The organism is Arthrobacter sp. AD-310 (assembly GCF_054656615.1).
Genome location: NZ_BAAHNO010000043.1, coordinates 1 through 20,582, shown reverse-complemented (window position 1 = coordinate 20,582; position 20,582 = coordinate 1). Strand labels below are relative to the sequence as shown.

19 protein-coding genes and 1 pseudogene are annotated in these 20,582 nt (G+C 66.3%); 15 read left to right on the top strand and 5 right to left on the bottom strand.

Translation table 11 applies throughout. The features are described from left to right. Together infB and rbfA are read left to right on the top strand one after the other, a co-directional pair. Window positions 1-1,986: translation initiation factor IF-2 (gene infB, locus ACYQ1Z_RS19565; protein WP_459794214.1), on the top strand; the 1,986-nt coding region annotated here is incomplete at its 5' end. A gap of 245 nt (window positions 1,987-2,231) precedes the next feature. Then, a complete protein-coding gene (gene rbfA, locus ACYQ1Z_RS19560; protein ID WP_459794213.1) occupies window positions 2,232-2,741 on the top strand; it encodes a 30S ribosome-binding factor RbfA in 510 nt (169 codons plus the stop codon). 69 nt (window positions 2,742-2,810) lie between these two features. Here rbfA and ACYQ1Z_RS19555 read toward each other — a convergent pair whose 3' ends face one another. Further along, window positions 2,811-3,962: a ScyD/ScyE family protein gene (locus ACYQ1Z_RS19555; protein ID WP_459794212.1), complete on the bottom strand. Its 1,152-nt coding sequence runs from the start codon at window positions 3,960-3,962 to the stop codon at window positions 2,811-2,813. A gap of 181 nt (window positions 3,963-4,143) precedes the next feature. Between ACYQ1Z_RS19555 and ACYQ1Z_RS19550 the strand changes: the two genes are divergently transcribed. Then, window positions 4,144-4,626, top strand: coding sequence for a nucleoside deaminase (locus tag ACYQ1Z_RS19550; protein ID WP_459794211.1), 483 nt, complete (start codon window positions 4,144-4,146; stop codon window positions 4,624-4,626). A 3-nt stretch (window positions 4,627-4,629) separates the two neighbouring features. Beyond that, window positions 4,630-5,055: a thioredoxin gene (gene trxA, locus ACYQ1Z_RS19545; protein ID WP_459794210.1), complete on the top strand. Its 426-nt coding sequence runs from the start codon at window positions 4,630-4,632 to the stop codon at window positions 5,053-5,055. A 51-nt stretch (window positions 5,056-5,106) separates the two neighbouring features. Here trxA and ACYQ1Z_RS19540 read toward each other — a convergent pair whose 3' ends face one another. Continuing rightward, entirely contained in the window at window positions 5,107-6,264 is a 1,158-nt protein-coding gene (locus ACYQ1Z_RS19540; protein WP_459794209.1) for a pyridoxal phosphate-dependent aminotransferase, read from the bottom strand. A 78-nt stretch (window positions 6,265-6,342) separates the two neighbouring features. On the opposite strand from ACYQ1Z_RS19540, the gene truB reads away from it, so the two are divergent. From truB to ACYQ1Z_RS19490, 10 genes are all read left to right on the top strand, one after another. Next, window positions 6,343-7,272 carry a tRNA pseudouridine(55) synthase TruB gene (truB, locus tag ACYQ1Z_RS19535; protein ID WP_459794208.1) on the top strand — a complete coding sequence of 310 codons (930 nt, stop codon included), beginning with the start codon at window positions 6,343-6,345 and terminating at the stop codon, window positions 7,270-7,272. Between the two features lie 3 nt (window positions 7,273-7,275). Then, entirely contained in the window at window positions 7,276-7,629 is a 354-nt protein-coding gene (locus ACYQ1Z_RS19530) for a hypothetical protein (RefSeq protein ID WP_459794207.1), read from the top strand. 19 nt (window positions 7,630-7,648) lie between these two features. After that, window positions 7,649-8,101 carry a hypothetical protein gene (locus tag ACYQ1Z_RS19525; protein WP_459794206.1) on the top strand — a complete coding sequence of 151 codons (453 nt, stop codon included), beginning with the start codon at window positions 7,649-7,651 and terminating at the stop codon, window positions 8,099-8,101. Window positions 8,102-8,223: 122 nt separating this feature from the next. After that, a complete protein-coding gene (locus tag ACYQ1Z_RS19520; protein WP_459794205.1) occupies window positions 8,224-9,207 on the top strand; it encodes a bifunctional riboflavin kinase/FAD synthetase in 984 nt (327 codons plus the stop codon). A 74-nt stretch (window positions 9,208-9,281) separates the two neighbouring features. Further along, the gene (gene kynA, locus ACYQ1Z_RS19515; protein ID WP_459794204.1) at window positions 9,282-10,136 is read left to right on the top strand and encodes a tryptophan 2,3-dioxygenase; all 855 of its coding nucleotides are present in this window, start codon (window positions 9,282-9,284) and stop codon (window positions 10,134-10,136) included. Continuing rightward, window positions 10,133-11,401, top strand: coding sequence for a kynureninase (locus tag ACYQ1Z_RS19510; protein WP_459794203.1), 1,269 nt, complete (start codon window positions 10,133-10,135; stop codon window positions 11,399-11,401). The genes kynA and ACYQ1Z_RS19510 overlap by 4 nt, the downstream gene beginning before the upstream one ends. Before the next feature lie 179 nt (window positions 11,402-11,580). Continuing rightward, complete coding sequence (gene rpsO / locus ACYQ1Z_RS19505) at window positions 11,581-11,850, top strand: 30S ribosomal protein S15 (RefSeq protein WP_009372966.1); 270 nt, start codon at window positions 11,581-11,583, stop codon at window positions 11,848-11,850. Window positions 11,851-12,082: 232 nt separating this feature from the next. Next, window positions 12,083-14,341 (top strand): polyribonucleotide nucleotidyltransferase, encoded by a 2,259-nt coding sequence (locus ACYQ1Z_RS19500; RefSeq protein WP_459794215.1) that lies wholly within the window; start codon window positions 12,083-12,085, stop codon window positions 14,339-14,341. Window positions 14,342-14,455: 114 nt separating this feature from the next. After that, window positions 14,456-15,799, top strand: coding sequence for a M16 family metallopeptidase (locus ACYQ1Z_RS19495; protein ID WP_459794202.1), 1,344 nt, complete (start codon window positions 14,456-14,458; stop codon window positions 15,797-15,799). 108 nt (window positions 15,800-15,907) lie between these two features. Then, window positions 15,908-16,426: a DUF1579 domain-containing protein gene (locus tag ACYQ1Z_RS19490; RefSeq protein WP_459794201.1), complete on the top strand. Its 519-nt coding sequence runs from the start codon at window positions 15,908-15,910 to the stop codon at window positions 16,424-16,426. A gap of 137 nt (window positions 16,427-16,563) precedes the next feature. On the opposite strand, the gene ACYQ1Z_RS19485 is transcribed toward ACYQ1Z_RS19490, so the two are convergent. From ACYQ1Z_RS19485 to moaA, 3 genes are all read right to left on the bottom strand, one after another. Then, the gene (locus ACYQ1Z_RS19485; RefSeq protein WP_459794200.1) at window positions 16,564-18,204 is read right to left on the bottom strand and encodes an HNH endonuclease signature motif containing protein; all 1,641 of its coding nucleotides are present in this window, start codon (window positions 18,202-18,204) and stop codon (window positions 16,564-16,566) included. Between the two features lie 230 nt (window positions 18,205-18,434). Further along, window positions 18,435-18,701 carry a MoaD/ThiS family protein gene (locus tag ACYQ1Z_RS19480; RefSeq protein WP_459794199.1) on the bottom strand — a complete coding sequence of 89 codons (267 nt, stop codon included), beginning with the start codon at window positions 18,699-18,701 and terminating at the stop codon, window positions 18,435-18,437. 4 nt (window positions 18,702-18,705) lie between these two features. Continuing rightward, a complete protein-coding gene (gene moaA / locus ACYQ1Z_RS19475) occupies window positions 18,706-19,839 on the bottom strand; it encodes a GTP 3',8-cyclase MoaA (protein ID WP_459794198.1) in 1,134 nt (377 codons plus the stop codon). A gap of 118 nt (window positions 19,840-19,957) precedes the next feature. Here moaA and ACYQ1Z_RS19470 point away from each other — a divergent pair. Further along, window positions 19,958-20,582, top strand: a pseudogene (locus ACYQ1Z_RS19470) (molybdopterin-dependent oxidoreductase); the annotation flags it as partial.

Sequence of the window (20,582 nt, the reverse complement as noted above, 5' to 3'; positions counted from 1 at the left end):
GGTGCTCCCGCCGGCGGTGGCTTTGGCAAGGGCGGCCGCGGCCGCGGCGGCACCCAGGGTGCCTTCGGCAAGGGCGGCGCAGGCCGTGGCAAGCAGCGCAAGTCGAAGCGTGCGAAGCGCCAGGAACTGGAGCAGATGAGCGCACCGTCGCTGGGTGGCGTGAGCGTACCCCGCGGCGACGGCAACACCGTCATCCGGCTGCGCCGCGGTTCGTCCATCACCGACTTCGCCGACAAGATCGAGGCGAACCCCGCTGCGCTGGTCACCGTGCTGTTCCACCTCGGTGAAATGGCCACGGCCACCCAGTCGCTGGACGAGGACACCTTCGCGCTGCTGGGCGAGGAACTGGGCTACAAGCTGCAGGTTGTGTCGCCGGAGGACGAGGAGCGCGAACTGCTCTCCACGTTCGACATCGACGTCGAAGCCGAGCTTGAAGCCGAAGGCGACGAGGAACTCGAGCCGCGCGCTCCTGTTGTGACCGTTATGGGCCACGTTGACCACGGTAAGACCCGGCTCCTCGACGCCATCCGCAACTCGGACGTCGTCGCCGGCGAACACGGTGGCATCACCCAGCACATCGGTGCCTACCAGATCACGCACGAGCATGAAGGCCAGGAACGCGAGATCACCTTCATCGATACCCCGGGCCACGAGGCGTTCACCGCCATGCGTGCCCGTGGTGCGAAGGTCACCGACATCGCCATCCTGGTTGTGGCAGCGGACGACGGCGTGATGCCGCAGACCGTTGAAGCACTCAACCACGCCCAGGCCGCCAATGTGCCGATCGTCGTGGCCGTGAACAAGATCGACAAGGAAGGCGCCAACCCCGACAAGGTCAAGGGCCAGCTGACCGAGTACGGACTGGTTCCCGAAGAATACGGTGGCGACACCATGTTCGTTGAGGTTTCTGCCCGCCAGAACCTCAACATCGACGAACTGATCGAGGCCGTCCTGCTGACCGCCGACGCCGCGCTGGACCTCCGGGCCAACCCGGACAAGGCTGCCCGCGGTATCGCCATCGAAGCAAACCTCGACAAGGGCCGGGGTGCGGTTGCCACCGTCCTGGTCCAGTCCGGTACCCTCGCCGTCGGCGACACGATCGTTGCCGGCACGGCCCACGGCCGCGTCCGCGCAATGTTCGACGAAAACGGCGAAGCCCTCGACGTCGCACTGCCGTCACGTCCGGTCCAGGTCCTCGGCCTGTCCAACGTCCCGCGCGCCGGCGACACCTTCCTGGTGACCGCCGACGAGCGTACCGCCCGCCAGATCGCCGAAAAGCGTGAGGCCGCTGAGCGCAACGCCCAGCTCGCCAAGCGCCGCAAGCGCATCAGCCTCGAAGACTTCGACCAGGCCGTGGCCGAAGGCAAGATCGACACCCTCAACCTCATCCTCAAGGGTGACGTGTCCGGTGCCGTGGAAGCCCTCGAAGACGCCCTGCTCAAGATCGACGTCGGCGAAGGCGTGCAACTGCGCGTCATCCACCGCGGTGTGGGTGCCATCACGCAGAACGACGTCAACCTGGCAACGGTCGACTCCGCAGTCATCATCGGCTTCAACGTCAAGCCCGCCGAGCGGGTTGCCGAACTGGCAGACCGCGAAGGCGTCGACATGCGCTTCTACTCCGTCATCTACGCCGCGATCGATGACATCGAGATGGCACTCAAGGGCATGCTCAAGCCGGAATACGAAGAATTCCAGCTGGGCACCGCCGAGGTCCGCGAAGTCTTCCGCTCCTCCAAGTTCGGAAACATCGCAGGCTCGATCGTCCGCAGCGGCGTCATCCGCCGCAACACCAAGGCACGCATCAGCCGCGACGGCAAGATCATCGGTGACAACCTCACCATTGAGACGCTCAAGCGCTTCAAGGACGACGCCACCGAAGTCCGCACGGACTTCGAGTGTGGTATCGGTCTTGGGTCGTACAACGACATCGCCGAAGGTGACATCATCGAGACCTTCGAGATGCGCGAGAAGCCGCGCGTCTAGTCTGGTTCTGAACCAGCGGCGGGGAGCCTCCGCGTTGTGGGGGCGCCCCTCCCCTACGCCGGGCGGCAAAGGATCTTGCGATCCTTTGCCGCCCGGCTCCGGTAGGCCCGATGCCACTCCCGGGCGCCCCCACAACTCTCCGGCATCGTCGTTGGCCCGCCTTTGGTGCGCGGCATAGAACTCAACGTGCGCAGCAGCCCCTCCCGGCGCCGTCGTACGTCCCAAATTTTTTCTAGGAGGTTGTTATGGCTGATCCGGCACGTGCTGCCAAGTTGGCGCAGCGGATTAAGGTTGTTGTTGCTGAGGCTTTGGGGCGGAAGGTTAAGGATCCCCGGGTTGAGGGGATTACCGTTACCGATGCCCGGGTGACTAATGATCTTCAGCACGCCACCGTCTACTACACCGTGTTTGGGGACCAGGCTGTGCAGGCTGACGCTGCCAAGGGCCTGGAGAAGGCCAAGGGTGTGCTCCGGCAGGAAGTGGGCCGGAACATCACCGCCCGGCTGACTCCCACGCTCGAATTCGTGGCCGACCAGATTCCCGTAAACGCCTCGAACCTGGAGGAACTGCTGCGGGAAGCCAAGAAGCGTGACGCTGAGGTGGCCGCCCTGGCCGCCAACGCAAAGCACGCAGGCGAGGCGGACCCCTACAAGAGCGAAGCGTCCGCCGACGTGGACATCGACGAGGACGATTTCGACGAAGAAGACGTCGACCTCACCGACAACGATGAGTTCGACGAGGACGGCAACAAGTAGCCAGACACAGCAGAAGGCCCGGACCACAAGGTCCGGGCCTTCTGCTTCCCAGAAAGCTGCGCCGCAGGGTTAGCGGATGTCGGCCTTGATCACCTTGCCCGTGAAAGGTCCGGCAGGGGGAGGGGCTCCCGGGCCGGCAGGGGCACCGGAAAGACCGTTGATGGTGGCGTACAGCGTCCTGCCCTGGATTTCGACGTCCGCCGGCTGGTTCACAGCAAGGAAGACCGAACGGTCGCCGCTCCAACAGCTGAACTTCAGGATCTCGCCGGCAAAGAGGGAAGCCACATAGATGTCACCGTTGTTTGCAATGGCCAGTCCCGTGGGGCTGACAATCTCATCCGCCCAGGGCTTCATCTGCCCGGACCACGGGTTGATCCTGAAAATTGCACCGCGGGCACCGAGCGACTCATCTTCCGGGCCGCCCGGAAGGGAGGTTACGTACAGCCAGCCGTCTGGACCGATCTCCACGTCAGTGGGAACAGGCTCAAAAGCGTAGACGGAGCCTGCACAACTCGGAGCCTGCAACATGGCGGCGGCCTCTTCGGTGATGGTGGCAGGCCTGGGTGGCAGCACGGCAAGCGTGCTGATGTGGCCATTCCGGAGATCAACCTTCAGGATCGCGTTCATGCCAGCGTCCGCCACAAAGGCCGTGTTGCCCTGGACCGCCAAGGCGTACGGGTGGGAGTCAACTGCGCCTTTGTACCGGGGCGGCGGGCCCTGGTCCGGGGCAGGCGGCGTCGCCTCGGCCAGGCAGTCATCGCTTGCCTCCGGCCCCAGGCCGTACTGCTGGCCGCTGTCGGGGTTGTAGTTCCGTTCGTAGTCGGCAAAGTTGGCTATGGTGCGGACGTCGCCGCCAGGGCTGATGGCTTTCAGGTAGCCTTCGAGTTTCGCGGGATCGCCCATGCCTGCGCCCGTGCTCTCCAGGAAGAACGCGGTGGCGCCCCTGGTATCCACCCCGGCAACGTCCCAACCTTCCTTCCCCTTGGCGTAGACGTCGTCGACGTGGCCGTCCCGGGTGACGCGGCTCAGCGTCGCGGCGAAGTCCTGGCTCACATGGATCGACTTTGCTGTACCCACTGCGAGGTGCAGCGGCGAGACAAGCCCGTCGGCGAGGACGTCATAGGGTTCTGCGCCGTGTCTGGAATCGGAAGCCGCTGCCGGGCTCACCGGCGCCACCAGGGCCACGGCCGCCAGGGCGATGAGGGTCAGTTTTCTCTTCATGGGGTACTCCGGGGTGTGGCGCCCATGGCGGGACGGATATGGAAGCCTCCAGGAGGCACGAACGATCGGAACCCCAGGGCGCCAGACTATGCCTTCCGGGAGAGAATGTCGCCGGGAATTTCCCCCTATTGGGCCCCCCATTTCATCCCCTAACCCCTCCCTTGCTGGCTAGGATCGTGCTATGACCCAGGCAAGCGACCACCAGTCAGAGCGCTACCTTCGGCACGCGGTGGAGCTCGCCACCCGGAACGTCGGGGACGGGGGCGGCCCGTTCGGAGCAGTGGTGGTCACCCCCGACGGTAACGTCTATGAGGGCGTGAACCGCGTCACCCGGGACAACGACCCCACAGCCCACGCAGAGGTTGTGGCCATCCGCGCAGCGGCTGCCGCGCAGGCCACCTTCAACCTTGAGGGCGCCGTGCTGTACGCCAGCTGCGAGCCCTGCCCGCTGTGCCTTGCCTCCGCCCTCTGGGCACGCATAGGCCGGGTCTACTTCGCGGCAGACCGCCATGGCGCAGCGGCGGCAGGCTTCGACGACGCGTTGTTCTACGAGTACTTCGGCGGTACCCGGCCGGAACTCATGCCCGTCACCCGCGATGACATCGCAACCTCGGACGCCCCCTTCCATGCCTGGGAAGCCAACGCACAACGGACGGAGTATTAGGAAATGCTCGTCGAATGCCCCTCCTGCGGAAAAACCAACAGGGTCCCGGCGCACTCCACCGGCCGTCCACGCTGTGGCAACTGCAAAGCGGACCTGCCGTGGATCGTGAACGCCGGCGACACCGACTTCGCCCCCATCGCCGAACATTCCCCCGTGCCCGTGCTGGTGGATTTCTGGGCTGACTGGTGCGGTCCGTGCCGGATGGTCAGCCCGGTGCTGGACAAGCTGGCACGGGAGCGGCCCGGCCAAATCAAGCTGGTGAAGGTGGACGTGGACAAGGCCCCGGGCCTGTCCCGGCGCTTCGACGTCCAGGCCATTCCCACGCTCATGGTCCTGGTGGATGGCAAGGTAGCCGCCAGGCAGGCAGGCGCCGCCCCCGCGGGCGTCCTGCGGAAATGGCTGGACGATGCCCTTCGGGTTTCCCGCTAGGCCCGGCCCCCACTAGCCCCGCGGGCTGCGCCTACTCCGGCACGCCGCAGGTCAGGAGGGGCGCGCGGGCAGGCGGGACAGTCCCTCCAGCAACTCCTGCTTCCGGCCGCACAGGGCAATCCTCACCCAGCCCTCCCCAATGGAACCGAATGCCGTGCCCGGAGCAAGGGCAACGCCGGAGTCCGCCAGGAAACGGCGCACCCAGGTACGCACGTCGCCGCCGCTGGCGTGCGAGACGTCCGCCCACAAGTAGAACGCGCCCCGGGCGGGCAGGTATTTGATTCCCTTCGCGTCGAGCACGGCGGCTGCGGCGTCCCGGTTGTCCCGGTAGTGCCGGTGGGCATTCCTGACGTAGTCCTGGGGGCCGGTCAGCGCAGCGAGTGCCGCGTACTGCGATGGCGCGGCGACGCATGACACGATCGACTCCATCACGTTGTCCATCTTCTGCTTCAGCTCTGGCGGGCAGATCAGCGCGCCGATCCGCAGGCCGGTGAGGCCGTACGTCTTGGACAGCGTCAGCGAAGTGAAGACGCGCGCATCGCGGGCCGTCCCGCCGTCGAACCTTGCCGGGCTGACGTGCGGGACGTCGTAGGTGAACGCCTCGTAGCACTCGTCCGAGATCACCCAGAGGTCGTGCCGCCGGGCAAGTTCCATCAGCTCCCGCGTCAGGTCCTCACCGAGCACGGCACCCAGCGGATTGGACGGCGAGTTCAGGACCAGCACGCGGGTCCGCTCCGTAATAAGGGCCTCGAGGTCTTCCGTCCGTGGCTGGAACCCGTGCTCCGGATACAGGGGATAGTCCACGGGGACGGCGTTGAGCAGCCGGGCGGTCATGGCGAACGTGGGGTAGCCGGGATTCGGGATCAGGACCTCGTCGCCGGGGGAGAGCAGCAGGCTCATGGCCAGGTGCAGGCCCTGCTGTGCGCCGGCCACCACGTAGACCCGGTCGGCGCCCACGTCAACGCCCTGGTCCGTGCGGAACCTGGCCGCGAAGGCCTCGCGCAGCGCAGGGATCCCGGCGTTGGGGGTGTAGTTGGTCTCGTCCCGGTCCAGGCAGGCCATGCCGGCGTCGAGGACGTGGCGGGCGAGCGGGAAGCCCGGTTCACCGATGCTCAGCACCAGTGCGTCCGGCGTGCGCCACGCCGCCTCCGTGATCTCGCGGATCTGGTTGACGGGCACGTCGCGGACATGGGCGGCAAGCTCAGGCATGCCTGCCATCCTAGTCCGGCGCGGACCGCAATCATTCGTGCGCGGGGGCAACCGGGACGCACCCATATACTGGAAAGCGTGCTTTCTGGACTGGTGATAGTGGACAAGCCGCAGGGATGGACCAGCCATGACGTGGTTGGCCGGATGCGGCGACTGGCAGGTACCCGGAAAGTGGGGCACGCCGGAACCCTGGATCCGATGGCCACCGGTGTCCTGGTGGTCGGCATCAACAAGGCCACGCGCCTGCTGACCTACATCGTGGGAACGTCCAAGACGTACACGGCCACCATCCGCCTGGGCCAGTCAACGGTCACGGACGACGCCGAGGGCGAGGTCACCGCCACGGCAGCCACAGCAGGGGTCACCGAACAGGCAATCCACGACGGCGTCGCAGCGCTGACAGGGGACATCCAGCAGGTGCCGAGCAGCGTCAGCGCCATTAAGGTCAACGGCGAGCGTGCCTATGCGCGGGTCCGATCGGGTGAGGACGTCAAGCTCGCCGCCCGCCCGGTCACCATCCACCGGTTCGAGGTCCACGGCATCCGCCGGGCCCCGGACACCGACGTGCTCGACCTGGACGTCACCGTGGAATGCTCCTCCGGGACCTACATCCGGGCGCTGGCACGGGACCTCGGCAACGCCCTGGGCGTCGGGGGACACCTGACCGCACTTCGCAGGACACATGTGGGTCCGTACTCCCTGGAACAGGCCCGCACCCTCGAACAGCTCGCCGACGGACTCGACGTACTGGAAATGTCCCAGGCCGCCCGGGCGCTGATGCCCAACCGGGAGCTCACCGCGGAAGAAACCACCGAGATTTCCTTTGGCCGGCGGATCGCTGCCGGCGCGTCGCCCGGCAGTCCCGCCGCCACTGCGGACCGCCCGGCGGCGGCCTTTGCTCCGGATGGAAGCCTGGTGGCGCTGCTCGCCGATTCCGGGAGCTACGCCAAACCCGTCCTGGTCTTCGCACCGGGGAACAACACCGCCGAGAACGCCGGGCAGGCCTGACCGGTGGACGCCTACTTTTACATCATCCTCGTGGTGGGGCTGCTCTCCACCGGCATCTGCGCAGCCGCCGGCATCATGAAAAAGGCCCCCAACGACATCACCATCCTGTCCGTGGCGGCCGTGGAACTCGCGCTGGTGGTCTACCTGGTTGGCTCCATCATCAGGGTTATCGCCGGTGAACCCATCGCCGGCGAGGCCTGGGAGTTCTGGGGCTACCTCGCCACCGCCATGCTGCTCCCGCCGGCTGCCGTCTACTGGTCCATCCTTGAACGGACCCGGTGGAGCAACTTCGTCCTCGCCGCCGTCGGCCTGACCGCACTGGTGATGGCGGCCCGCATGAACCAAATCTGGTACTGAAGTGGAAGAAGCACGCAACGTGAAAGACCAGCACTCCGCGGCCACTACCGGTGACGCGCCTGCCCGCAACACCCGCAACACCGGCCCGGGCCGGCTGCTCATCGCCGTGTACGCGGTGTTCGCCATCTCCGCCACTGCACGGGCCGGCTACCAGATCGCCACCAAGTTTTCCGAGGCTCCGCTGGCATACCTGCTGTCCGCCTTCGCGGCCCTGGTGTACGTGGTGGCCACGGTCTCGCTCGCGCGGGCAGGCAGCACCTGGTTCAAGGTCTCCGTCGCCGCCGTGCTCGTTGAGCTTGTGGGCGTGCTGGTCGTGGGGGCGCTGAGCGTGTTTGACCCGGTGGCGTTCCCGCATGAAACCGTCTGGTCCCTGTTTGGCCGTGGCTACGGCTTCATCCCGTTGCTCCTCCCGGTCCTTGGGCTGGTGTGGCTGTACCGGCGCCGGCCGTCGAAGGCAAACGAAGCACGGTGACGCTGCTCGACTGACGCGGCGAAGTGAAAAAGGTGGCACGGTGAATACGGGTAACCTTAGAGAGTTCCGCGGCCAGGCCGGCCCGGGATGTTGATGCAGCAGGCAGTTTTAAGGCGAGGGTGATGGTCTACATCTGGAACGATCCGTCCGAGGTCCCGGCGGACTTCGGCCCATCAGTTGTCACCTTTGGCAACTTCGACGGCGTTCACCGCGGGCACCAGCAGGTACTGTCCCAGCTGATCCGCACCGCCCGCCTCTCGCACGCCAAGGCTGTCGCGGTGACCTTCGACCCGCATCCGGCCTTTGTCCACCGGCCCGAATCCGCCCCCGAACTGATCATGGGCCTGGACGACAAACTGGAGGCACTGGGGGAACTGGGACTTGATGCCATCCTCGTGGTCAAATACACCCTTGACCTCGCCAGCCTGACGCCCGAGGAATTCGTGGAGCAGTACCTGGTGGACCGCCTGCATGCCAGCCACGTGGTGATCGGGCACGACGCCCGCTTCGGCCGCGGCAACTCCGGCGACCTGGACACCATGCAGGCGCTGGGCGAAAAGTTCGGCTTCGAGGTACAGGTCATCAGCGAGTTCGGCTCGGAAGGCTACCCCCTGCATGACGACGACGGCACCGACCGCCGCTGCTCCTCCACCTGGGTACGCGAGGCCCTGCAGGAAGGCGACGTCACCACCGCGGCCGCAGTGCTGGGCCGTTCACACCGGATGCGCGGCGAAGTAGTCCACGGCGCCGCCCGGGGCCGCGCGCTCGGTTTTCCCACGGCAAACCTCGCGTCCAACGCCAGCGGCCTGATCCCCGCTGACGGCATCTACGCAGGCTGGCTCGTCGACCAGGCCGGCAAGCGTTGGCCCGCCGCCATCTCCGTGGGTTCCAACCCCACCTTCGACGGCGTCAGCCGGCAGGTGGAAGCGCACGTCATCGACCGGCCTAAAGAAGCGGTGGAAGACTTCGATCTGTACGGCCAGACAGTGATCGTGGAATTCGTTGCCCGCCTCCGCGGCATGGTGGCCTATCGTGGCCCTGAAGCCCTGGTGGACCAGATGAAGCTGGACGTCGTCCAGGCCCACGACCTCCTCACCAGGCGCTGAACCGGCGCGGGCAGCAGCAGTTCCACCCCGGCCCTCAGCAGCTCCGGCCGGAGGTCCGCAAGGAAAGGCAGAACGTGTCCGTCGAGAAGAACACCCGCAAGCTGGACAAGGGTATTGTCCGCGACTTCAGCTCGCGGATGAGCTACGCCTCCTATCTGCAGCTGCCCACGCTGCTGAGTGCCCAGCAGCCGGTCAGCAAGCCGGAGCACCACGACGAGCTGCTGTTCATCATCCAGCACCAGACCACGGAATTGTGGCTGAAGCTGGTGCTCCACGAGCTGCGCAGCGCCGCGGCCTGGCTCCGCGCCGACGACCTCGGCTCGGCATTGAAGGGCATCGCCCGGGTGAAGCACATCCAGAAGACGCTCACCGAGCAGTGGTCCGTGCTGGCCACGCTAACGCCCACCGAGTATTCGCAGTTCCGCGGATTCCTGGGCAACTCCTCCGGCTTCCAGTCGGCGCAGTACCGTGCCGTGGAATTCGTGCTGGGCAACAAGAACCGTAAGATGCTGCCGGTCTTCGAATCAGACCCGGAAGCCCACGCCATGCTGGAAGAGCTCCTGGCTGCGCCCAGCATTTACGACGAATTCCTGGCATACCTCTCCCGGCAGGGCTTCGACGTGCCGGTTGCCGTCCTCAACCGGGACGTCACCAGGGCCCACGAGTTCACCCCAGAGCTGGTACCGCTGTTCAAGCACATCTACGAGCACGCCGCGGACAACTGGGGCGCCTACGAGGCCTGCGAGGAACTGGTGGACCTGGAGGACAACTTCCAGCTCTGGCGCTTCCGGCACCTCCGGACCGTGCAGAGGACCATCGGCATGAAGACCGGCACCGGCGGTTCCAGCGGTGTGACCTTCCTGCAAAAAGCGCTGGAGCTGACCTTCTTCCCGGAACTATTCGCCGTCAGGACGGAAATCGGACAATGAGCACCTCCAAGGAAGAAACCGCACACACCCCGGCGCCGGAAGCGGAAGAGCTCCGGCAGCGCGCCGCGGACCTCGACAGCCAGGATCCCCTGGCGCACTACCGGGAGCACTTCATCGGTGCCGACACCACCGTGTCCTACCTCGACGGAAACTCACTGGGCAGGCCGTTGAAGCGCACGGCGGAGGACATCGCCGCCTTCATCCGCGAAGACTGGGGCGGCCGGCTCATCCGGGGCTGGGACGAGCGCTGGCTCAACCTGCCGCAGGCGATTGGCGACCAGCTGGGCCGTGCGGTCCTCGGAGCCGCCCCGGGGCAGACAATCATTGCCGACTCCACCACCGTGGTGCTCTACAAACTCATCCGCGCAGCCCTCGCCGCCGTGGCGGACCCCGACCGCAACGAACTGGTCCTGGACACGGAAAACTTCCCCACGGACCGTTACCTGGTGGAAGGCATCGCGCTGGAGGAGGGCCTTACCCTGCGCTGGATCGAAGCGGATCCCGCTGCCGGGGTGACCGCTGAGCAGGTGCGCGCCGCCGCGGGGCCGCGCACCGCCGTCGTACTCCTCAGCCAGATCGCCTACCGCTCCGGGCACCTTGCGGACCTGCCCGGCATCACGCGGGCAGTGCACGACGCCGGCGCGCTGGTTGTATGGGACCTTTGCCACTCCGCGGGGTCGGTGGAGATCGACCTCGACGGCGCAGGCGTGGACTTCGCCGCCGGCTGCACCTACAAGTACCTCAACGGCGGTCCCGGCTCGCCGGCCTTCGCCTACGTCAACCAGCGGCACCTCGCGGCGCTGAACCAGCCGATCTGGGGCTGGATGGGCCGCAAGGATGCGTTCGCGATGGCAGCGGGGTATGAGCCTGCGCCCGGCATCCGCGGATTCCTCAGCGGGACACCGGCCATTCTCGGGATGGTGGCAATGCAAGGCACCCTGGACCTGATCGAGGAAGCCACGATGGCCGCAATCCGGACCAAGTCCGGGAAACTGACAGCCTTCGCCGTTGATCTCTTCGACGCCTGGCTGGCGCCGTTGGGTGCCACCCTCGCCACGCCGCGGGAGCCGGGGGAGCGGGGCAGCCACATCACGGTGGACCACCCGGACTTCACCAAAGCGACTGTGGAAGCCCTGTGGGAGGCGGATGTGATTCCCGACTTCCGTTCGCCCCGCGGCATCCGCATCGGCCTGTCACCGCTGAGCACCAGCTTTGGCGAGGTGCTCCAGGGCATGGCCGCCATCCGGGACCGGCTGCAGCGCTAAGGCCGCGCTCTACGTTGGGCACGCCTGTTTCGCCCGTGTTTCGACAGGTTAGGTCCGGGCCGGTAAACTTGACGATGGATCCGGCTGCAGTCCGTGGCGGCTGGTTCCTGTCGTTTCCGCGGCAGACCCGGCAGTGAGTTTCTGACCGGGCCCTCACGGCACATTCCCAAGGAGTAATTGTGGCACTTGACGCCGCTGTAAAGCAGTCCATCATCAAGGAATACGCAACCGCTGAAGGCGACACCGGTTCACCCGAGGTCCAGGTTGCTGTCCTGACCCAGCGGATCAAGGATCTGACTGAGCACATGAAGGAGCACAAGCACGACTTCCACACCCAGCGCGGTCTGCTGGCCATGGTTGGTCGTCGCAAGCGTATGCTGAGCTACCTCAAGAAGACTGACATCGCCCGCTACCGTTCGCTCATCGAGCGCCTCGGCCTGCGCCGCTAGTCTGGCTTTGGGGCGGCCCCTCCACGGAGCGGGCCGCCTTCTTCACTAAAAACTAAACAGGAGGATCAACCGCATCACGCATTCGCGGTCCTCGGTAGTGATCTCCGGAAAGGCTTTCCATAAGCCCCGGCCCGTGGGTCTCGATCGATGACCGGGTGCAGGGCCAGTAGACAGATGCTGGACTGGGTTGATGCGGCTGGACTTCCGTGAAACAGAAACGGAGGTGACTCTCTTGGAGGGTCCCGAAATCCAGTTCTCAGAAGCAGTCATTGACAATGGCCGCTTCGGCAAGCGCGTAATCCGCTTCGAAACCGGCCGGCTCGCCAAGCAGGCAGCCGGCGCAGCCATGGTGTACATCGACGAAGACACCGCGCTGCTGTCCGCAACCACCGCCGGCAAGCACCCGCGCGAAGGCTTCGACTTCTTCCCGCTGACGGTCGACGTCGAAGAGCGCATGTACGCTGCCGGCCGCATCCCGGGCTCGTTCTTCCGCCGCGAAGGCCGCCCGTCCACCGAGGCCATCCTGGCCTGCCGCCTGATGGACCGCCCTCTGCGCCCCGCCTTCATCAAGGGCCTGCGCAACGAGGTCCAGATCGTTGTCACCGTCCTGGCCATCAACCCGGATGAGCTCTACGACGTTGTGGCCATCAACGCCTCCTCCATGTCCACGCAGCTGTCCGGCCTGCCGTTCTCCGGCCCGATCGGCGGCGTGCGCGTTGCCCTCGTCGCCGACGAAAACGGCTCCCAGTGGGTTGCCTTCCCGAAGCACTCCCAGCTGGAGAACTCCGTCTTCAACATGGTCGTCGCAGGCCGGGTTGCCGGGGACGACGTCGCCATCATGATGGTCGAGGCCGAAGCCACGGACAACTCCTGGAACCTCATCAAGGAACAGGGCGCCACCGCCCCCACCGAAGAGGTTGTGGCCGAAGGCCTCGAGGCCGCCAAGCCTTTCATCAAGGCCCTGTGCGACGCCCAGTCGGACCTCGCAGCCCGTGCCGCCAAGCCGACGGTTGAATTCCCGGTCTTCCTGGACTACGAAGACGACGCCTACGCCGCCGTCGAGTCCGCTGCCGCCGAGAAGCTCACTGCTGTCTTCCAGATCGCCGACAAGCAGGAACGCGAAACCGCTGCCGACGCCCTGAAGGACGAGGTCCTCGCGGACCTGGCCGGCCAGTTCGAAGGCCGCGAGAAGGAACTGTCCGCAGCCTTCCGCTCCGTCACGAAGCACGTTGTCCGCCAGCGTATCCTCAAGGACCAGATCCGCATCGACGGCCGTGGCCTGACGGACATCCGCCAGCTCACCGCCGAGGTCGAGGTCCTGCCCCGCGTCCACGGTTCCGCGATCTTCGAGCGCGGCGAGACCCAGATCATGGGTGTCACCACGCTGAACATGCTCAAGATGGAGCAGCAGATCGACTCGTTGTCGCCGGTGAAGACCAAGCGCTACATGCACAACTACAACTTCCCGCCGTACTCCACCGGTGAAACCGGCCGCGTCGGGTCCCCGAAGCGCCGCGAAATCGGCCACGGTGCCCTGGCCGAGCGCGCACTGGTGCCAGTCCTGCCGTCCCGCGAGGAATTCCCCTACGCCATCCGCCAGGTATCCGAGGCCCTCGGTTCCAACGGTTCGACGTCGATGGGTTCCGTCTGCGCCTCCACCCTGTCCATGCTGAACGCCGGTGTGCCCCTGAAGGCCGCCGTCGCCGGCATCGCCATGGGCCTGGTCTCCGACCAGGTTGACGGCCAGACCCGCTACGCCGCCCTGACCGACATCCTCGGCGCCGAAGACGCCTTCGGCGACATGGACTTCAAGGTTGCCGGTACGTCCGAGTTCGTCACGGCCATCCAGCTCGACACCAAGCTCGACGGTATCCCCGCCTCGGTGCTGGCAGCAGCCCTGAAGCAGGCCCGTGAAGCGCGCCTGCACATCCTCGAGGTCATCAACTCGGCCATCGACACCCCGGACGAGCTCTCCGAGTTCGCTCCGCGCGTCATCGCCGTGAAGATCCCCGTGGACAAGATCGGCGAGGTCATCGGCCCCAAGGGCAAGATGATCAACCAGATCCAGGAAGACACCGGCGCCGACATCTCCATTGAGGACGACGGCACCGTCTACATCGGCGCTACCGACGGCCCGTCTGCAGAAGCAGCGCGCTCCGCCATCAACGCCATCGCGAACCCGCAGGTCCCGGAAATCGGCGAGCGCTACCTGGGCACGGTCGTCAAGACCACCACCTTTGGTGCCTTCGTGTCGCTGACCCCGGGCAAGGACGGCCTCCTGCACATCTCCGAGCTGCGCAAGCTTGCCAATGGCAAGCGCGTGGACAACGTTGACGACGTGGTGTCCGTGGGCCAGAAGGTCCAGGTCGAGATCACCAAGATCGATGACCGCGGCAAGCTCTCCCTCGCCCCGGTTGTGGCCGAGGAAGAAGGCGCGGCCGAGACCGAGCGCGCCCACACCACGGATCCTGCTGAAGGCGCTGACGTCTAACAGTTCCGGTCTCCGGCACACAAGCATGAATCGGCGGGGCCGGTGGATGATCCACCGGCCCCGCCGCTGTTACGATGGCAGCCAGATCCGGCTGCCCTTCCCTGAAAGGCCTCAATGACTGTTGTACCCCTGCCGCTGGAGCAGAACCACCGCGGCGACACCCTGGTCCACGGTTCCGATGGCGGCTCCGAGGTCCGGCGTTCGGTGCTGCCAGGCGGCGTGCGGGTGCTGACGGAAGCGATGCCCGGGCAGCGCTCCGCGACCATCGGCTTTTGGGTTGGTGTCGGGTCCCGTGATGAAGCGCCCGGCCAGCACGGGTCCACACACTTCCTTGAGCATTTGCTGTTCAAGGGCACCAAGCGCCGCACCGCCCTGGAAATCGCGTCGGCGTTCGACGAGGTCGGCGGCGAATCCAATGCGGCCACGGCGAAGGAAAGCACCTGCTACTTCGCCCGCGTCCTCGATTCCGATCTCCCCATGGCCATCGACGTCATCGCCGACATGATCACCGGTGCGGTCCTGGACCCTGCGGAGATGGAGCAGGAACGGGACGTCATCCTCGAGGAAATCGCGATGGACAGCGATGATCCCACCGACGTCGCCCACGAGCACTTCGTGTCCGCAGTCCTGGGCAGCCACCCGCTGGGCCGGCCCATTGGCGGCACGCCCGCGGCCATCAAAGCGGTCGCCAGGGACTCGGTCTGGGAGCACTACCGCCGGTACTACCGGCCGGACGAGCTTGTCATCACTGCCGCCGGCGGCTTGGAGCACGACGTCGTCTGCGACCTCGTAGTCGATGCCCTTGAATCTGCCGGCTGGTCGCTGGAAGCAAACGCGGCCCCGGTGGAGCGCCGCTCGACCGAGCGTGCACTCATCACCGGCACCGCCGGGCTTCAAGTGGTCAAGCGGGCAGTGGAGCAGGCCAACATCATCATGGGCTGCCCCACGATCGTTGCCACCGATGAGCGGCGGTACGTGATGAGCGTCCTGAACGCGGTCCTGGGCGGGGGAATGTCGTCCCGCTTGTTCCAGGAAATCCGTGAAAAGCGCGGTCTGGTGTATTCCACCTACTCCTTCGCGTCCTCCTACGCCGACGCCGGCTACTTCGGCATGTACGCCGGGTGCACGCCGTCCAAGGTCCGCCAGGTGCTGGACCTGCTGGGCGTTGAGCTGGACAAGCTCGCCGAGCACGGTATCTCGGATGACGAACTGCGCAAGGCCGTCGGCCAGCTGTGCGGCGGGATCGTGCTTGCCCTGGAAGACACGGGGTCGCGCATGTCCCGGCTGGGCCGCGCCGAACTTGTCTCCGGCGAGTACCAGGACATTGACGAGACGCTGCGGCTGATCAAGGACGTGACCGTCGAACAGGTCCAGGACCTTGCCGCTGAGCTTGCAGCTGCTCCGCGGACAATCACTGTGGTGGGTCCTTTCGAGGAGACCGAGACCTTCGGGCTCTGAGCGCCGGCAGCCCTCGCCTCCTGGGTGCCCTCGCCGCCGGATGGCCCGCCGGACTACGATAAGGCCATCCGACGGCGCCGTGCTGGTGAGGGGTGGGAGCGTGTGACTGTGGATATCCATCCGGCACTTGCGGGGCTGCTGGGCGGTTGGCGGGGGAGTACCCGGCTCGCACCAGGACCCTGGGGCCCGGAGCGGACGGTGGAGGCCGAGGTGACGTACCGCCGTGCGGCCGGCGGATACGCCGTGGTGCAAAGCTACAGGCATGTGGAAGCCGACGGCTCGCACTTTGAAGGCCACGGAGTCTTCACTCTGGATCCAGATCACCCCGACGTCTTCTGGTACTACGTGGACAGTACAGGCGGGACACCGGACGCACCGTCGCGGTGTACATGGCATGACGGTGTGCTCCGGGTGGAACGGCGCGGCAGCGGAGGCTGGACACGGCACTCGGTCAGTCTCGACGGCGAGGTTCTCCGACACGTCACGGAGTTGCGCAGCCAGGTCCAGGGCGGGCATCCGGAGGAGGCACACCCAGGAAGCGGCGTTGGTGAAGTCCACGGTGCAGCCGCCAATGGCACAGGCTCTGCCTTCATTCCCTTCATGACATCCACGTTCCGTCGCACCTGAACACAATCGCCGACTGCCTCATTCGACGGGCGCGGACAGCATCGATTCCCATTCCGGTTGTGGGTCGGGTGGCAGGTTGAAGGGTGTGGCGTAGAAGGCTGCCCAGATGGGGTCGTCGGGTTCGAATTCGTTGGCATCTATGAGGTTCTCGTCCTCTGGTTCTTCCCCTGGAGGCTCCAGATAGGGCGGTGCCGATTCGAACCATGCAGGATCGGGCCATGCAGGGTCGGGCCATGCAGGATCGGGCCGGGGGGTGCGGCTGGTCCTGCGTCGAACGCTGTGTCCGGATCGCCAGTTTCTGAACCCTGTCCCTTCCCGGGTTCTTCCACTCCCACCGGCGCCACACCCATACCAGCTGGCCACTTCGGTGGTTGGCGGTCGGGTTGTTCGGCTGTGTAGTGGCGGCCGGTTGGTGAGGTCCAGCCGGGTGGTTCGTCTTTTGTGGCGGCTGTTGGTTCCCACCTGCTGTTGTGTTTGAGGCGGTGGTGTTTGGGGCAGAGTTGGGCGAGGTTGCTGATGCCGGTGGTTCCGCCGTGTTGCCAGGCTGTGAGGTGGTCGGTGTCGTTGTCGAGGGAGTTGTTGCTGCAGCCGGGAAAGACACACTTGCTGTCCCTGAGTTGGAGCGCTTTTTTCATGGCTTTGGCGAGCCGGTAGCTGGTGCGGCCAATCTCCAGAGGTGTCCCGTCCCTCGGGTCGAGCAGGACGCGGCGGAAGGATTCGGCGCCGCCGGCGAGGAGTTGACGCGCGATGGAGGCGGGGATGGGTCCGTAGCCGTCGAGTTCGGCGGGTTCATCGGTGAGGCCCAGGAGCGCGAAGAACGGGACGGTCACGAGAACCTCGGCGCGGGGCGTGGGGACCCTACCCAGGTCTTGATTCGTGCCCGGATCCGTAATGTTGTCCGGGTCCGTGCCGCCGGGATCCGGGGCGGTGGCTGTCCGGTTTGTGAGGAGCCTTGCAGCGAAGACGTCGGTTTTGAGTTGGGCGAGGGTGCGGGGTTCGTTGGGTCCCTGCAGCGTCCTGGCGGTTGCGGTGAGGTCGTTGTTGATCGCCAGTGCCTGGTCTGCTGGCAGGTAGGCGGAGATCCAGGCCATCCCGTCCCGGTCCGGGGTGTATTCGATCCGCCGGTCCGTGAATCCTTTGCGGTGGCGTTTTTCGATGGATTCGGGGTGGTGGCGTTCCCGCCAGCCCCGCAGCCTGGCCCGCAGTCGGGCGGGCACAAGCCCCGCGGCAGGGCAGCCACGGGCGGGGTTGGGCGCGCCGGGGTCGAGGAAATGCTCCACCAAAGCGGCCGCAGCAGGGTGGTCCAGGGCCTCGGTTTCGTCGGCGAAAATCCGGGCCTGCTGCCAGGACAGGGCCCCGGCCGACAGGGCATCCATGACCGCCGGCAGCGCACAGACCTGCCGGGACTGGGCTACGAACGCGGACGCGGCCCCGGAACTGATGGTCAGGATCCCGGCGATCTCCTCGATGGTCGACATCTCGGTGTAGGTCCGCTCGTGCAGGGGCGCGTCCGGGGGTGTCATCGCGTGCTGCAGGTCCAAGGCCCCGGACGCGTCCCGGGCCTGAAGCGCCGACAGCTGGGCCTGCAGCTTCTTTGTCACGCCGAGGCGTTCGAGCCTGAGTTCGTAGGCCCGCTGCAGCACATCAACCCCGTCCCCGGCTACAGCCGGAGCACCGGCAGAGGCGAGGGCGGCGTCCTCAGCGGTAAGCGCGGCGAGAGCAGCAAAAGAGGCGTGAAGTCCTTCCATCAGTGCCGCCGTCCCTGCGCCGTTTCCCATACCAACATCATCGGTGGAGGCACTGACATTTTGGGTTCGACCTGCTGGCCGCGGTGGAAGGTCCGCAGCAGGACCCACGGGGCCGCCAGCAGACGACGTCATCACGCCTGCCCTGGTGTCCTTGTCCGCCGTGTCCTTCTGCATAGAGACATCATCAGCACAGGCACTGACATTCCGGGCAGTAGGGAGCAGGCACTCAGCGGGCAGGAAGTGCAGCCAGGGAAGGAGCGTTAACCGCCCGCGAAGGGCGGCAGGACGTCCACGACATCATCGGGCCCAACAACGGTGTCGTGGTTGCGGACGGCGACCTCGTTCAAGAGGAAGCTGCTGCGGGACAGGATCCGCGCCAACGGTGGCGTCCCGGCCGGAGGTTCCGGACGCTCCACAGCCAACAAGGCATCCAGGAGCCCGGCCACGGTGGTGCCTTCCGGCAGATCGAACTTCTCTTCTTCAAGGCCCGCGGCAGCGCGTGCGGCAGCGAAGTAACGTACATGCATTGTCTTAGCCTCCGATGGCGCTCATGCTGCGGTCCGGCTGGACGAAGTCCGGAGCGTCAAGTCCCACATGGTCCATGCCGTGGGCTTTGGGCTTGAGCCACATAGCGTCCTGCCAGCGCCCCGCCAGGGCGTCGTCGTCGGCGCCGGAACGCAACAGGCCCAGCAGGTCGAACTCCTCATGCGAGAACAGGCAGCTCATGATCTTGCCCTCCGCCGTGATCCGTGTGCGCCGGCAGTCGGAGCAGAACGGTTCGGTGACGGAAGCGATGATACCGACGGTCCCCAGGACGGGGCCGTGCACGGCAGCCGGAGCATCCGCCGCGGACCCGGCCAGCCGCCGTCGTACTTCAAAACGCTCGGCGGGGGCACCGTCGCGGGCGCGCGGGTCAGGGGTGAGCAGAAAGTCTTCAGACAACAGCCCGCGAATTTCCTCGGCCGTAATCATGTTGCGCCGGGTCCAGCCGTGATCGGCGTCCAGCGGCATCTGCTCAATAAACCGAAGCTCGTAGCCGCGCCCCAGCGCCCACGCCAGCAGGGACGGCGCTTCAGCGTCGTTGATGCCGCGCATCAGGACCGCGTTAAGCTTCACCGGACCCAGGCCCGCAGCCCACGCCGCGTCCACACCTGCCAGGACCTGGTTCAGGAACGGCCGGCGGGTCAGCTGGGTGAACGTTTCCTCGTGCAGCGAATCCAAAGACACGTTGATGCGGGTCAATCCTGCCGCCTTGAGCGGTGCTGCCTTCTTCGCCAGGCCTACGCCGTTGGTCGTCATCGAGATCGGCAACTCCGGATGGTTGCGCCGCAGCTCCGCGATGATGTCCACAAGATCGTGCCGGACCAGCGGCTCGCCACCGGTGAGCCGCAACTCGCGCACTCCCAGGTGCCCAACACCAATCCCCACGATGCGCACGATTTCCGCGGCGGTCATCACGGCCTGCTTCGAAAGCCACTCCAGGCCCTCGGCCGGCATGCAGTACGTGCAGCGCAGGTTGCACTTGTCCGTCAGGGACAACCGCATGTCGGTAGCCCGGCGCCCATAGCGGTCCACAAGCCCGGCGCCTGCACTCGCAGGACGGGCGGCGGGCACGGACGGGCCGGCAACCTCCCTTGGTTGCGGCATGCCTAGCTGGACACTCATAAATTCAGGCTACGCCAGGATGCGCTGCGCATCACACTCGTGACCGCACCGCGGAATCCCGGCGGCGAATTCCGGCGTGCACGGGGCCACTACCGGCCCGCAATCCTATGCTTGAAAGGTGGACAGTTCCCGGCACCAGCAGGCAACGCACGACGACGCCACCCGCCTTGGCCCGTCCACGGACGGCCGGGTGCAACGCCAGGCAGCGGTGCCCCGGCGCCGTCTTTTCGCCGCGGCTGCGGGCGCCGCCGCCGTGGGGACTGCCGTAGCAGCGGGTGAGCTCCTGGCTGGGGTCTTCAGTCCGTCGCTTTCGCCAATGACAGCCGTTGGCGGCGCTGTCATTGATGCAGTCCCGCCCGGCGTCAAGGACTGGGCCGTGGCGCTATTCGGCACAGCGGACAAAGCTGCCCTGCTGGTGGGGATGGCCCTGGCCATTGCCGCCTTCGCGGCCCTGGCGGGGGTGGTGGAGGACTGGCGCCGTTTTGCCGGCGCGGCCGTAGCGGTTGCGTTCGGGCTTGCGGGAGTGGCGGCCGTCCTCACCCGGGCCCAGGTGACGCCCGTGGCCCTGGCCCTCCCGGTCGTCACAGCCGTCCTGGCGGCGGTGTGGATGCGGTTCCTGGTCGGCAGGTTGCAGGCCTGGGTTGCCGTGATGGGGGACAGCCCGACGCCGGACGCCCCGGCAGTTGCCACAGCCCGCCGCCGGTTCCTGCAAGCCCTCGCCGGCGGTGCGGTGGCCACGGCGG

Bases quoted from the DNA above. Each gene is read 5' to 3' on its own strand.
- rbfA (WP_459794213.1), top strand. From the start codon at position 2,232: ATGGCTGATCCGGCACGTGCTGCCAAGTTGGCGCAGCGGATTAAGGTT.
- ACYQ1Z_RS19555 (WP_459794212.1), bottom strand. From the start codon at position 3,962: ATGAAGAGAAAACTGACCCTCATCGCCCTGGCGGCCGTGGCCCTGGTG.
- ACYQ1Z_RS19550 (WP_459794211.1), top strand. From the start codon at position 4,144: ATGACCCAGGCAAGCGACCACCAGTCAGAGCGCTACCTTCGGCACGCG.
- trxA (WP_459794210.1), top strand. From the start codon at position 4,630: ATGCTCGTCGAATGCCCCTCCTGCGGAAAAACCAACAGGGTCCCGGCG.
- ACYQ1Z_RS19540 (WP_459794209.1), bottom strand. From the start codon at position 6,264: ATGCCTGAGCTTGCCGCCCATGTCCGCGACGTGCCCGTCAACCAGATC.
- ACYQ1Z_RS19520 (WP_459794205.1), top strand. From the start codon at position 8,224: ATGGTCTACATCTGGAACGATCCGTCCGAGGTCCCGGCGGACTTCGGC.
- ACYQ1Z_RS19510 (WP_459794203.1), top strand. From the start codon at position 10,133: ATGAGCACCTCCAAGGAAGAAACCGCACACACCCCGGCGCCGGAAGCG.
- ACYQ1Z_RS19495 (WP_459794202.1), top strand. From the start codon at position 14,456: ATGACTGTTGTACCCCTGCCGCTGGAGCAGAACCACCGCGGCGACACC.
- ACYQ1Z_RS19485 (WP_459794200.1), bottom strand. From the start codon at position 18,204: ATGGGAAACGGCGCAGGGACGGCGGCACTGATGGAAGGACTTCACGCC.
- ACYQ1Z_RS19480 (WP_459794199.1), bottom strand. From the start codon at position 18,701: ATGCATGTACGTTACTTCGCTGCCGCACGCGCTGCCGCGGGCCTTGAA.
- moaA (WP_459794198.1), bottom strand. From the start codon at position 19,839: ATGAGTGTCCAGCTAGGCATGCCGCAACCAAGGGAGGTTGCCGGCCCG.